Source organism: Pseudomonas sp. RC10 (assembly GCF_038397775.1).
Taxonomy (GTDB): Bacteria; Pseudomonadota; Gammaproteobacteria; order Pseudomonadales; family Pseudomonadaceae; genus Aquipseudomonas; species Aquipseudomonas bambusae.
In genome coordinates this window covers 916,628-928,031 of sequence record NZ_CP151650.1, presented here as the reverse complement: position 1 = coordinate 928,031, position 11,404 = coordinate 916,628, and the positions used below count along the sequence as shown (strand labels likewise).

12 protein-coding genes are annotated in these 11,404 nt (G+C 55.8%); 4 read left to right on the top strand and 8 right to left on the bottom strand.

Going from position 1 to position 11,404, the window contains the following annotated elements:
• Positions 1–48 precede the first annotated feature (48 nt).
• The 3 genes from hrpB to AAEO81_RS04305 all read right to left on the bottom strand — a co-directional run bounded on the left by hrpB (position 49) and on the right by AAEO81_RS04305 (position 4,236).
• Positions 49–2,571, bottom strand: a complete 2,523-nt coding sequence (hrpB, locus tag AAEO81_RS04315) for an ATP-dependent helicase HrpB (RefSeq protein ID WP_341961871.1) — start codon at positions 2,569–2,571, stop codon at positions 49–51.
• 173 nt (positions 2,572–2,744) lie between these two features.
• Entirely contained in the window at positions 2,745–3,002 is a 258-nt protein-coding gene (locus AAEO81_RS04310) for a hypothetical protein (RefSeq protein WP_341961869.1), read from the bottom strand.
• Positions 3,003–3,933: 931 nt separating this feature from the next.
• The gene (locus AAEO81_RS04305) at positions 3,934–4,236 is read right to left on the bottom strand and encodes a nucleotidyltransferase domain-containing protein (RefSeq protein ID WP_341961867.1); all 303 of its coding nucleotides are present in this window, start codon (positions 4,234–4,236) and stop codon (positions 3,934–3,936) included.
• 141 nt (positions 4,237–4,377) lie between these two features.
• Here AAEO81_RS04305 and AAEO81_RS04300 point away from each other — a divergent pair, with 141 nt between their 5' ends.
• Positions 4,378–5,061, top strand: a complete 684-nt coding sequence (locus tag AAEO81_RS04300; protein ID WP_341964458.1) for a histidine phosphatase family protein — start codon at positions 4,378–4,380, stop codon at positions 5,059–5,061.
• A gap of 507 nt (positions 5,062–5,568) precedes the next feature.
• On the opposite strand, the gene AAEO81_RS04295 is transcribed toward AAEO81_RS04300, so the two are convergent.
• Together AAEO81_RS04295 and AAEO81_RS04290 are read right to left on the bottom strand one after the other, a co-directional pair.
• Entirely contained in the window at positions 5,569–6,003 is a 435-nt protein-coding gene (locus tag AAEO81_RS04295; RefSeq protein ID WP_341961865.1) for a DUF1810 domain-containing protein, read from the bottom strand.
• A gap of 120 nt (positions 6,004–6,123) precedes the next feature.
• Complete coding sequence (locus AAEO81_RS04290) at positions 6,124–6,294, bottom strand: hypothetical protein (RefSeq protein WP_341961864.1); 171 nt, start codon at positions 6,292–6,294, stop codon at positions 6,124–6,126.
• 270 nt (positions 6,295–6,564) lie between these two features.
• Between AAEO81_RS04290 and AAEO81_RS04285 the strand changes: the two genes are divergently transcribed.
• Positions 6,565–7,368, top strand: a complete 804-nt coding sequence (locus AAEO81_RS04285; protein ID WP_341961863.1) for an EAL domain-containing protein — start codon at positions 6,565–6,567, stop codon at positions 7,366–7,368.
• Positions 7,369–7,454: 86 nt separating this feature from the next.
• Here AAEO81_RS04285 and AAEO81_RS04280 read toward each other — a convergent pair whose 3' ends face one another.
• A complete protein-coding gene (locus AAEO81_RS04280; RefSeq protein WP_341961862.1) occupies positions 7,455–8,561 on the bottom strand; it encodes a Gfo/Idh/MocA family oxidoreductase in 1,107 nt (368 codons plus the stop codon).
• A gap of 250 nt (positions 8,562–8,811) precedes the next feature.
• Between AAEO81_RS04280 and AAEO81_RS04275 the strand changes: the two genes are divergently transcribed.
• Complete coding sequence (locus AAEO81_RS04275) at positions 8,812–8,952, top strand: hypothetical protein (RefSeq protein ID WP_341961861.1); 141 nt, start codon at positions 8,812–8,814, stop codon at positions 8,950–8,952.
• A gap of 92 nt (positions 8,953–9,044) precedes the next feature.
• Positions 9,045–9,344: an RcnB family protein gene (locus AAEO81_RS04270; RefSeq protein WP_341961859.1), complete on the top strand. Its 300-nt coding sequence runs from the start codon at positions 9,045–9,047 to the stop codon at positions 9,342–9,344.
• A 345-nt stretch (positions 9,345–9,689) separates the two neighbouring features.
• On the opposite strand, the gene AAEO81_RS04265 is transcribed toward AAEO81_RS04270, so the two are convergent.
• Both AAEO81_RS04265 and AAEO81_RS04260 read right to left on the bottom strand, forming a co-directional pair.
• Positions 9,690–10,592 carry a manganese catalase family protein gene (locus tag AAEO81_RS04265; protein ID WP_341961857.1) on the bottom strand — a complete coding sequence of 301 codons (903 nt, stop codon included), beginning with the start codon at positions 10,590–10,592 and terminating at the stop codon, positions 9,690–9,692.
• Positions 10,593–10,799: 207 nt separating this feature from the next.
• Complete coding sequence (locus tag AAEO81_RS04260) at positions 10,800–11,303, bottom strand: ferritin-like domain-containing protein (protein WP_341961855.1); 504 nt, start codon at positions 11,301–11,303, stop codon at positions 10,800–10,802.
• Between the last annotated feature and the right edge of the window lie 101 nt (positions 11,304–11,404).

The window sequence follows — 11,404 nt, the reverse complement described above, 5'->3', positions numbered from 1 at the left end:
CCTCAAGCCCGCCGCTGGAGCAGCACTGCCCAGCGGTTGCGTTGATCATCATGCCTTCCTAGGCTTGGCCTTGGCGGTCGCCTCTGCAATCAATGGGTCATCAGGCCAAAAATGCTTTGGATATCTGCCCTTGAGATCCTTTTTGACTTCCGAGTAGGTCGTCTTCCAGAAGTTCGCCAAGTCTTGGGTAACCTGCACGGGGCGTCGGGCAGGCGACAGCAGATGAAGCTTGAGCACCTGCCTTCCGCCGGCGACTCGAGGCGTGTCCGAAAGCCCGAACAGCTCCTGCAGCCTGACAGCTAAAACTGGTGGCCGCTCTCCGTAGTCGATGCGAATGTTCGACCCTGACGGCACCGGGATCGTCTGAGGTGCCAGTGTCTCGAGTTGCTGTGGCAATGGCCATGGCAGGAGAGTGCGCAGGATTGTCGTCAAATCAATCTGCCCGAAATGGCTCAGCCTCGTAACCCTCCCGATGTACGGGGTAAGCCATTCGCCCATGGACGCCAGAAGAGCCTGATCACTGAGATCTGGCCATTGAGACTCGCCATTGCCCTCAAGCTCCAGGCACCTGAGAAGCTCAATACGGGCCTGCCACTGTCGTAGTTCGGGTGTCCAAGGCAGCAGTTCAAGGCCCTTACGGCGGATATAGTTGATGAGTGCCTTGGCACGCAGATCATCATCCAAGTGTGCCAAGGGTGCAGACGACAGGACAAGCTCACCGACTTTACGCTGTCGTTCAGCTTTGAGCACACCATCACGCTCATCCCAATCCAGCTCTTCTACCTGAGCAACTTGCTCCTGCAGTACGGATTCAAAGAGCCCAGGATCAAGATCTGCCGCGAGGTAGATTCTCTCCTCGCGCTGCCCTTGGCGACTTCCTAGATCTGCGATTACCAGCCACTGGTGCTTCATTAGCGCATCGCTCTCAACGAACAAGGCAGCCCGGCCATTGGCCAGGCGATACTCGGAGCCACCATCACGGCGTTGCTGGGCGATTCGATCAGGGTAGGCGAAAGCCAATAGCGCCCCGACCCATCTTGGGTGCTCCGGATCTGCGAGCTGGTTCAAAACGGGTTGGCGCAGAAATGATCGGTACTGAGCCGCCAGACGGCGAGCGCGCTGAACACTGCCCTGCTCGTTACGCTGGGCGCGTTGCTCTCCACTGAGAATCTCGAGACGACTGTGGATATCGGCTCCTGCCCCCCGCTGGATGTCTTTCTCTCCGAGCAATGCCGCCATATCGCAGGCGAGGTCACGGAGCCCCAGCGAATGTCCGCGCAGCAACAAATGAGCAATGCGAGGATGTGCAGGCAACTCCGCCATGTCACCACCATGCTTGGTGAGCTTCCGATCCTCACCCAACGCCCCCAGACGTACCAACAGGTCACAGGCCTGCGAGTAGGCAGCGCTTGGTGGAGCATCCAACCAGCTCAACTCGCTGGGCGTGACACCCCATCTGGTCAGTTGCAATGCAAGGCCGGCAAGGTCTGCCTGTTGGATTTCAGGAGCGGAGTAAGCAGGTAGTTGATCGTGTTGCGTCTCCGACCACAGCCGATAACAGATGCCAGGCTCAAGTCGACCTGCACGGCCAGCACGTTGAGTAGCACTCGCCTTGGAAATTCGCTGGGTATCCAGGCGGGTCATGCCACTGCGGGGATCGAATCGCGGGACACGCTCAAGACCTGAGTCGATCACCACGCGAACCCCCTCAATGGTCACACTGGTCTCGGCGATGTTGGTGGCCAGCACGATCTTTCGCTTGCCAGCCGGCGCTGCCTCGATTGCCGCGCGCTGGGCACTCAAGTCGAGCTCTCCGTGCAATGGGCACAGCAGAATGTCGCCCCGATCTCCCAAGCGATCCTGGAGGCTTTGATGGACACGCCTTATCTCTGCCTGGCCAGGGAGGAAGACCAGCAGACTACCGTCTTGCTCGTCCAGAGCATCCTGGCATTTTGAAACGACAGCCTGATCGATGTAATCGGAAGGCTGAAGTGGCGATCCCCAAACCGTCGTGACAGGAAACATTCGTCCCTCAGAGGTCACGATTGGCGCGTCATCGAGCATTCGAGAAAGCCGCTCACCTTCGAGCGTTGCCGACATCAGGAGCACCTTCAGCGGCGTGTCATCCCGAAACAGATCTCGGCCATTGAGTGTGAGTGCCAAGGCCAAGTCGGCGTCCAAGTTACGAAGGTGAAATTCATCAAAGATGACCAGGCCTACGCCTTCGAGCGAAGGATCAGCCTGCAGACGGCGAGCAAGGATGCCCTCGGTGACCACCTCGATGCGAGTGGCTGGCCCCACCTTGCTCTCCAGTCGGATTCGGTACCCAACAGTCTCACCTACTTTCTCGCCCAGTTCGGCAGCCATTCGTTCGGCGGCTGCACGGGCAGCAAGCCGGCGCGGTTCGAGCATCACTATCGTCTGGCCGTCCAGCCATTGCTCTTTCAGCAGTGCAAGTGGGACGCGAGTGGTTTTACCTGCACCCGGTGGCGCTTGGAGAACGACTTCATCACGGTCTTGGAGGGCTTGAAGGAGAGCTGGCAAGGCAGCATCGATAGGTAACGCAATCATGGTGACTCCTGGGTTGGGCGAGAAGTATAAGCGCCACCGTTGCGCTGGCGAATGAGTAGCCTCGCCAGAGATACACGTGGGCCCCGCCCCGCCTTTCGCCATTGGGCGTCATCGGCTCTATTTCAAGGTAATCCTAGGTATCCGCAGGAACCTCTGCGCCGTTAGGAGCCCGCTTATTCGCAGCAATGCTTAAGGCACTCAGAAGACCTTGGTGTCGCTGTTGGCCTATGGACGAACTGCTTCAATTGCTCGCGTGAGGTCATGACTTTTTCGCGGATCTCCTCCGGGTCAAAGGAGGCCCCGCCACGGTCAGTCACCGAAAGCGTCTTGATGTTGCCAATGGCCTCGATGAATTCACGCTCCGTCTTCTTCTCCCAGTCGGATCGGCGGTCGGGATAGAGGGTGTTCCAGAGGCGGGAAAGGAGGCTCAAGGGCGCTCTCCTGTAGAGGCAGGTATCGTGGGTATCAGGATCATACGACACCACCGGCTTGGGCTTGAAGGCCTACAGGATCAGATAATGGGATCGGGAACGCCCCTGTCGGGGACGGCTGTCGTAGACCAAGCTCAGCCATAAATGGCCGATCTTGGCCCTGCGGGCTTCCATCCTCGTTTCTTCGGCCTGGGCCCTGCGCGCTCCGCTTGCGCAATCCTGCCCTCTTGCGCCACAACCATTTAGCTCGGCCCCGTGCCAATGGCCTTGGGATTTTGCAGCTGATTTCATGCTTGAATGATCCTTCCTGCTACTCATAGCAGTGGTGCGAGTGCAGACCTTAGGTTGGCGGATTCACCGGCATTGCGCAGAAACGAACAAGCCCTCGATCATGAGTACCTTGGATGACTTCTATGACTGGAGACAGCGCCCCATTGTCAGAGCTAACCGCGAGAGAGGTCTGTCAGGCGCTACGCGAGGTCACGTTTGGCCGGCGCACAATGAGTAAGCTAGATGGCCCGGCACGGGATGAGGTGTATGTGCGCCACTTTATCGTCGACATCGAGGGGTGGCACGTCACCCTTCACAACGGCTGCGGTACCCTGGACTATTGCGAGGAAGCGCTTTGCCCAGATGGCCGGCGCTGGGCATTTGATCCAGGCGACCGCTACGGAACAGACCCAGTCGCCTTGCTCAGCACCTGGGAACATCAAACTCTTGAGCGAATGCTCAACACTCCCTGAGAAAATGAGACTCTAGGCGCGCTCGTCTGGGGCGGCTGACTCCATGAGCGTTCATGTTTGGTTCTGATGTATATCGGCTGCTTAGTGTCCCTGAAACGGCACATTGAGCACTCTTTCGAGCGCTAAGGTGCCGTTTTGAGGTCATTGTGAGCCTTCTTCATGGCGTAGCAATTCACTGAGGCATCAAACTACAGCATGACCTTTTCACGCTCAATCGACGGCCTTAAGTGATCTGGCATGGCGTTCTCGACGTTGAAATCGACAGCCACTCCAGTCAGGGCTTCCAACGCCTCTTCGAGATGCTGGATGTCGAATAGTGAGATTCTGCCTCGCATGCCGGCAGGGATTGTCGCCAGGATGTCGAGGTCACTGCCCTCCACGTCAGTCCCCCTTGCTGCCGATCCAAATATGGCCGGGGACACGAATCCATAGGACTCAATGAGCAACTTGATCACGCTGGTTTTGCCTTGGATCGCGTGAGACGGTTTCATGATTTTGCCCTTCGTAAGTCCCTGAGGCATCCGGCCAAGGTTGGCTGTGAGGGTGTTAGGATCTGGCCTGCCGCCTAGCACTGGAATCGACTTTTCGCGTAGGTCGGCGCTCTCCCAGCCTCTCTGAGAATATGGCAAATGATGAAGTTGGTCAGGCTTATACGACACGGTGAAAGTGCAGCAAATGCCGGTGCGGCCACCGTGGATCACGCGAGCATTGCTCTCACTGAGCATGGTGTTGATCAGGCTCGCCGAGTCGCCCATTCATTCGCCACAGCTCCAGACTTGATCGTCACTTCGCCGTTTTCTCGCGCTCTGGCCACCGCTCAGTTCACGGCGAGCGCATTCCCGTCTGTCCCCATGGAGACTTGGCCCATTCAGGAGTTCACGTACCTGGAGCCGGCAAGGTGCGTAAACACTTCAGTGGCTCAGCGGCGGGACTGGGTGCGGGAGTATTGGAACCAGGCCAATCCCTCGTTTGTAGACGGTGATGGTGCAGAGTCATTCCTTGAGTTTTTAACGCGGGCACAAGCGTTTCTGGGGCAACTCGCGGCACATCCGGCGAAGGACATTGCGGTGTTTTCGCATGGGCAGTTCATCAATGCCGTGGCCTGGTTGATCGAGCGACAGCCTGGGGAGATCGACAGGCGCGCGATGACGGAGTGGCGAGAGTACGAGATCGCTAATCACGTTGAAAATTGTGGTGGGTGCCAACTCGTGTATGAATGCCGTGATAGCGGGTGGATGCTAGTGCCGAAGGCTGCTTTTGACGAGCGCCCTCCTTCGCAAAATTATGGCTCAGCAATAATTATGGCTGAGCCATAATTTTAAATAATTCGATCCGAGGAGCCAGAAAAGATATGCCGGCTATTGGGATGGCCTAATGCCTCTCTTTCGCTTCCATGCGAAAAAGCGCAGGTTAAGCGATTAGGCAGTAGCTATGAGAAGCCCAAAATGACTGGTCAGCAGAGTCGGCACTTGGCAGAACAATCACCCGATTTACGAAAGGCTGAATCGGCGCCAAGCTATACCCAATGGCGGCAGGCGCTTCTAAAACTTCAACTGAGCCGTGATTCCCATCTGGCTGCCGACTGTTTTCGACGCTGCTCTGCCCTGTTGTCACATCTGGTGGATAGCAAGCTCGTGACCGCTGTGGATGAGGCGGCAATGCGGGCAGAACTTAAGAACGCTTGGGTGGCGGCGATTGAACGGGTCAGTCAGCCGGACTCTGTTTCGATTGGGCAGAAAGCCCCAGACGCACGCGGGGTAAATGCCCCGACTCTTCGCAATGATCATCGATAGATGCAGTAAGGCCGCTGAGGTTCAGCAAGGTTACATCCGGGAGCCCTTGAGCAACTGGATTGTCCTGTCATCTGGCTGTGCTTCAAAGAACTGATCGAGCGCTCGCTGAAACAACATGGGCTCCGATTGCGCCTCGTTGAACAATGTCAGGCACGAGCGCAGCTTCAGATCATCTGGCGAGCCGAAGATCTCAAATGCGCTCAAATTGCTGTGCTCAAGAAGAGTTTGGACGCACTCATCAAGGCGCGGCCCGAGCAATGGATGGGCGAGATAGGCTCGTGCCTCTTCCATATTGGTGATGCCAAAGCGCATCGCGGTTACGCTTCTGCCCAACCCCTTAAGCTGCGGGAAAACGAACCACATCCAGTGACTCGTCTTGCGGCCTATACGCAGTTCATCCATGACTCGGCTGATAACTGGGCGCTGCGCATCAACAAATCGCGATAGATTAAAAGAGTCGTTCATGCTGCGATTCCTAGCCGTGGCATCAGGCAATGCGTATACCTTCGCCGCTCCCATCGGAGCAAGCGGGGCGCAAAAGCACCCGGCTTTGATAGTCGATGCCTACAGCCCCGGTCGGTTGTTCTACTGGTCAGTGTCTACTTCGCCATCGGGATCCGGCTCAATATCCTCGTCGTCCGCCTCAACAGACTCACCATTCCTGTTAGATGACTTAGAAGAAGGCTTTTGGGGATCGTTGATGAATGGAACGCGGCTAGGGCCTTGTTCTTCAAGTCCTTCAGTTTTTGGCTGCATGCTGACTCCTCCACTTGTGTGCTTTAGAAGTCTCATGAATCTAGACGTTCACACTGATCACTGAGAGGGCCGCCAATCAGCTTAGGTTTGCAGCGGCGAGACCCAAGTCCCAAGGTCACAGGCTGATGTGCGTATGAACATACCCTCGGCCACATCACGTGGATGGGGCGTGTAGGCTAAGAGGCATGCCTAAGGCCGTTTTTGTATGTACAGTGAGAGTCCTGAATATCCTACGCAAGCGCGCTATGACTGGCCGTATCAGGAAAACCTATGGCAGAACAAACATCCCTGACTACATTCAAATCAGTAGGATGCGCAGAGTGTCGTAACCTGGATGATTTGGGTTTTAGCTTCACCATGGCCTTCCAGCCAATCTTCAACGTCAGGATAGGCTTGCCATATGCCTACGAAGCCCTCGTTCGGGGTCTCAATGGTGAGTCCGCTGCCAGCATCCTGGGGTTGGTGAATGACCAGAACCGATACCGCTTTGACCAGGCATGCCGCGTGCGGGCCATTGAGCTTGCAGCGGACTTGGGCTTACCCGCCATCCCAGAGTGCAAGCTCAGCATCAACTTCCTTCCCAATGCCGTGTACAGGGCCGAAACCTGCATTCGTGCCACATTGGAAGCTGCACGAATGTTTGATTTTCCAGTTGAGCGCCTGATGTTTGAGGTAACCGAAGGTGAACGAGTCGACGACCCTGATCATCTGAAATCTATTTTTCAGGAGTACGAGCGCCAAGGTTTCACCACCGCAATCGATGACTTTGGGTCAGGTTATTCGGGCCTGAATTTCCTGGCGATGTTTCAGCCGAATGTTCTCAAGATCGACATGGCGCTGACACGGGGTATTGACCGGGATGGAGTACGACGCGCCATTGTTGAAGGCATTGTGCTGGTATCTGAGCGGCTGGGAATCACGGTCGTGGCGGAAGGCATCGAGACGCTTGAGGAACGTGACACTCTGCTCGCGCTGGGGATCGATCTCATGCAGGGCTACCTCTTTGCCAAACCTGTTGTAGGCGAACTGCAGACCATGCCTCAATCACTGATCGCTTCACCCCCCGAGACGTGATCTGGGCACCGAAGGCCAGGAGTCCAACACTATCAATTGGTAAGCCGACGGGTGATGACCTGCGCCTCACTCGTCGGCTTCGCCGATCACTCAGTTGGCGATTCGGTATTGATGAAGGGAGGCACGTCGGCCAGCGCCAACTTTCGACACTGCGTGCTCCGAGGCAAGCGTCTTGCCGCTAATGGCTCCAACTTTTGCGGCAGCCCGGTTTCCAGCGCTCGCTCAATCGCCATCACAACCCGCACGTCCCGCCATCCTTCTTCGCCATCAGGCTCAGGTGCTTGGTCATTGAGAATGCAGCTGGAAAAATACGCGGTCTCGCCACCGAACTGATCAACAACCGGGTGCACATGCTCACTGGTCTCGCCGTTGATCGTCGCCCGGTAACTGATTGCCACGCCTTTGCCGTACCCGAAGCATGGCGATGCCTCGATCTCGCCCTTGGTGCCGAGGAGTTGAAAGCGCTCAGTGTCCGGCAGCGTGTAGCTCACGGTGAAGTGAGCCAGCCGCTCTTGCGTGAAACGCATCGAGACGGTCACTGTGTCCCATGAGTCAAGCGGGGAGCCTGGCGTCTTTGAGCCTAATGCCATGACCTCAATGGGCTCAGCGTTGAAAAGCTTCCTCACCATGTTCAAGGGATAAGGCCCCATGTCCGCCACGGGGCCAGCGGCGAAACCATTTTTGTTGCGGTGGTTGCTGGCTTTAACAACTTGCGCGAAAGTCGAAGTGAACACCCGAGGGTCACCAAACTCACCCTTTTGCACACGTTCAATCATCTCAAGCGTCCCGGGCTCACAATGCAGCCGGTAAGCGACCATGAGTTTCGCGCCCGTCCGTTCTGCAGCGTCTGCCATCTCCCGGCACTCGGCTTCGGTGGGTGCCATAGGCTTTTCCAAAAGAACATGGATACCGGCGTTAAGCGCGGGGATCACATACTGGGTATGCAGGAAATTCGGTGTCGCTACGTAGACAGCGTCGATTTCACCGGAAGCCAGAAGCTCGGGATACTCATCATACGAATAAGACTTCAGGCCATAGATCGATGCCAGATCCTGTGCCTTGACCGAATCCCCTGTGACCAAGGCCGTCATCACCGAGTTATCAGTCTGGCCAACACCAGGCATGAAAGCGCCCTGAGAAATTGAACCACCTGCCACAACGGCGTACCGAATCTTTCCATCTGAGCTGGGCATCTCATTCTCCTGTCGAGTCTCAACTGATCACACAGGGAATGGGCAAGTCTGGCCCGGCAAGGTTCCATCTTTGTCAGTGGACAGCCAGGAGGTTGCTTCGAAAAGCGCGGGCTGCTGGTAGCGGTGATCCGGTGATCTTTTACTCGGAACGATACCGGGCTGGGTCGATCAACTTTATTAAGTGAGTCAACACCAGGACTCGCTGGCAACGTTCAGATAACACTGCATCCGATCAGGTGGAGCACACATCATGCAAACCATGGATGACCTCAAAAACTCCAAAGCTGTGGCCAGCTTCATCTCGCGCCCAAGGCTAATGTTGGGGATGGTGATTTTCTGCGCCGGCGTGACCCTGTTGACGGTCGAGGCCGCGTCAACCTTGTACCGCTAACTACTGCCGTGTCCTTCCCCTACGTTCCAGTGCGGGGTTACCGACGCTCACGACCGAACATCTTCAAAATTTACCCACCGAAGGAATAACCTATGCCGTGCAAACGACCAATGGCAGCTTTAACCCTCACCCTACTTTGCGCAGCTTCAAACGTTTCACATGCAGCTGATGATCCTGCCGTTACTCTGGATCGCCCTGGAACGGGGGACAGGGAATACAAGGTTGGAGATCCCGTACCTGATGAGTATCAACGTGAAAGTATGGAAGTCAAAGACTGGAAAAGTCGGCACTTGAAGGCGCCTAGTGAGCACGAGCAGTGGGTACAAATTAAAGGCAAATATGCCTTGATCAGTGTGCCTACAGGCACCATCAAGGAAATGGTGAACAAGTAGTCTGGGAGTTTTCCGCATTGACCGGTGCTCGATTGGCCAGTGAGCGCCGCCTAAAAAAAGCCCGTGCAGGACACGGGCAAAAGCTTGGCTCTGGCTACGACCGACCAAGCAATCCCTGTTTAAAGCGCTGAATGAACAAGGCAGTGTGCAGGCCTCGCGAACAGGCACTGGCCTGCGACTCAAAGCTGCGAGCACAACGCCCAAGCTCATTTGAAATATGTGAATGGATAGTTTCGGCACCTTGGTTTTTCGTTGATGGATTCCGGGATGCAGAGGCCATGATAATGTCCTGGTCTGATCATTAACGAAGCCGGCAGCAACTGGCGTTCCTGCCGGCACGGTCGATTACAACGCGGGGTCAATGTCCTTCTCAGATCCTTGGCCCAAGCCAGAGCCTAGGTCTGCGCCTGTTACCGGATCAGAGGTGAGATCGGATTTAGTGCGCTCCTTCAGCATGGTCAGCGTGACCGAGTCATCTTCATTCAGCGTGACCGATGCGGTGCCGTCACCGCCGTCCACCGCTGGATGTGGGTTCTCGACATACTCAAACTCGGTATCGCTGTTCCAGGGCCCACGCACGTTCGGTTCGCCATTGGACATACTGAAATAGGTACGGCTGAACTCCGGCATGCCCGGCAGTTTGCCTTGCGGAAAATTGGGCTGGATTGAGTGCAGGGCTTTCTCGAAAGAGAGCTGGTGTGCGATCTCGCGAGTCATGAGAAAACCCAGCGCGTCCTTGATTCCCGGGTCGGTGGTGACGTTTATCAAGCGCTCGTAAACGATCTTGGCCCGGGCCTCTGCGGCGATGTTGGAACGGAAATCTGCCGTCGGTTCACCGATGGTGTCGATGTACGCGGCAGTCCAAGGAACGCCTGCCGAGTTCACCAAAGGCGCGCCTCCCCCGTATAGGAGGCTGGTGATGTGTGAATCATTGCCGGCACCATTGATATCGCGGTAAAGCTCGCCCTCTGCCTGAACGCCTTCCGCCAGCTTGCCCTTGGCGCCCTTGTTAAGCATGACGATGATCGACCCGATGATTTCTAGGTGGCTCAACTCTTCGGTGGCGATGTCTAGGAGCAGATCCTTCCGACCTGGATCTTCCTCGGCGAGCGCCTGGGTGAAATAACGGGTGGCAGCCGCCAGCTCACCTTGAGCTCCACCAAATTGCTCTAGAAGCAGATTGGCCAAACCCGGATTAGGCTCAGCGACGCGCACGGTATATTGCAAACGTTTGTTATGTAAGAACATAGTGTTACTCCCATCCTTAGATATTATTAGGCGAGTTCGAGCCGAAGCCCGATATCGCTCACGGTTTACTATTCAGAAATCAACTCCAAACTCAAAAATGCTTAACCGGCACATAACTCATCATGCTCGACTTATACATAGTTCCGGTTTTGTACAGGTTCAGTTTCAAAGTTGTTCGCGGCACCAAAATCGCGATGACGCAGTACATCATTTTTTAGCGAGCGTCGCCGCTTGGTTACCGCCCTCTTCGGCGATGGCCGAAAGCTTGTCATCGGCGGCCTTTTCCTCTGCCAGCGTTTCGGCCAAGAGATTGGCAGCATCATTCATCCCAAGGTGTTTGGCCATCGCGATGAGCGTGCCGTAGCTCGCTATCTCGTAGTGCTCTACCTTTTGGCAGGCCCCGATTAATGCGGCGTCCAGCACCTCACCCTTCTCAATTTCATCAAGCAGTTCCTTGCTCTCCTCTACGAGTCCCTCCATGGCAACACACTTCATGCGCTTAAGTTTCAGTCCAGCTTGCTCAACGAGTTGATCAATGCGTTCGATCTGCCCTTGGGTCTCCTCGAGATGCGATGTAAAGGCCTCGGCAAGCTTTGGATTTGTAGAAGCACGAGCAAGTCGTGGCAGGGCCTTAGTGATTTGCTTTTCCGCGCTGTACACGTCGGAAAGTTCATGGATGAAGAGATCATCAACCGTCTTTCTGGTAGCCATGCTATCTGTCCTCGCCTACTGGCGTTGAGTTATCGGAACGCAAGCTTTTTGTGAACTGCTAAATACTCGACCCGACGCAGACGGCAAGCGTTCGAGAAAAA

Bases quoted from the DNA above. Each gene is read 5' to 3' on its own strand.
- hrpB (WP_341961871.1), bottom strand. From the start codon at position 2,571: ATGATTGCGTTACCTATCGATGCTGCCTTGCCAGCTCTCCTTCAAGCC.
- AAEO81_RS04305 (WP_341961867.1), bottom strand. From the start codon at position 4,236: ATGAAACCGTCTCACGCGATCCAAGGCAAAACCAGCGTGATCAAGTTG.
- AAEO81_RS04300 (WP_341964458.1), top strand. From the start codon at position 4,378: ATGAAGTTGGTCAGGCTTATACGACACGGTGAAAGTGCAGCAAATGCC.
- AAEO81_RS04295 (WP_341961865.1), bottom strand. From the start codon at position 6,003: ATGAACGACTCTTTTAATCTATCGCGATTTGTTGATGCGCAGCGCCCA.
- AAEO81_RS04290 (WP_341961864.1), bottom strand. From the start codon at position 6,294: ATGCAGCCAAAAACTGAAGGACTTGAAGAACAAGGCCCTAGCCGCGTT.
- AAEO81_RS04285 (WP_341961863.1), top strand. From the start codon at position 6,565: ATGGCAGAACAAACATCCCTGACTACATTCAAATCAGTAGGATGCGCA.
- AAEO81_RS04280 (WP_341961862.1), bottom strand. From the start codon at position 8,561: ATGCCCAGCTCAGATGGAAAGATTCGGTACGCCGTTGTGGCAGGTGGT.
- AAEO81_RS04275 (WP_341961861.1), top strand. From the start codon at position 8,812: ATGCAAACCATGGATGACCTCAAAAACTCCAAAGCTGTGGCCAGCTTC.
- AAEO81_RS04270 (WP_341961859.1), top strand. From the start codon at position 9,045: ATGCCGTGCAAACGACCAATGGCAGCTTTAACCCTCACCCTACTTTGC.
- AAEO81_RS04265 (WP_341961857.1), bottom strand. From the start codon at position 10,592: ATGTTCTTACATAACAAACGTTTGCAATATACCGTGCGCGTCGCTGAG.
- AAEO81_RS04260 (WP_341961855.1), bottom strand. From the start codon at position 11,303: ATGGCTACCAGAAAGACGGTTGATGATCTCTTCATCCATGAACTTTCC.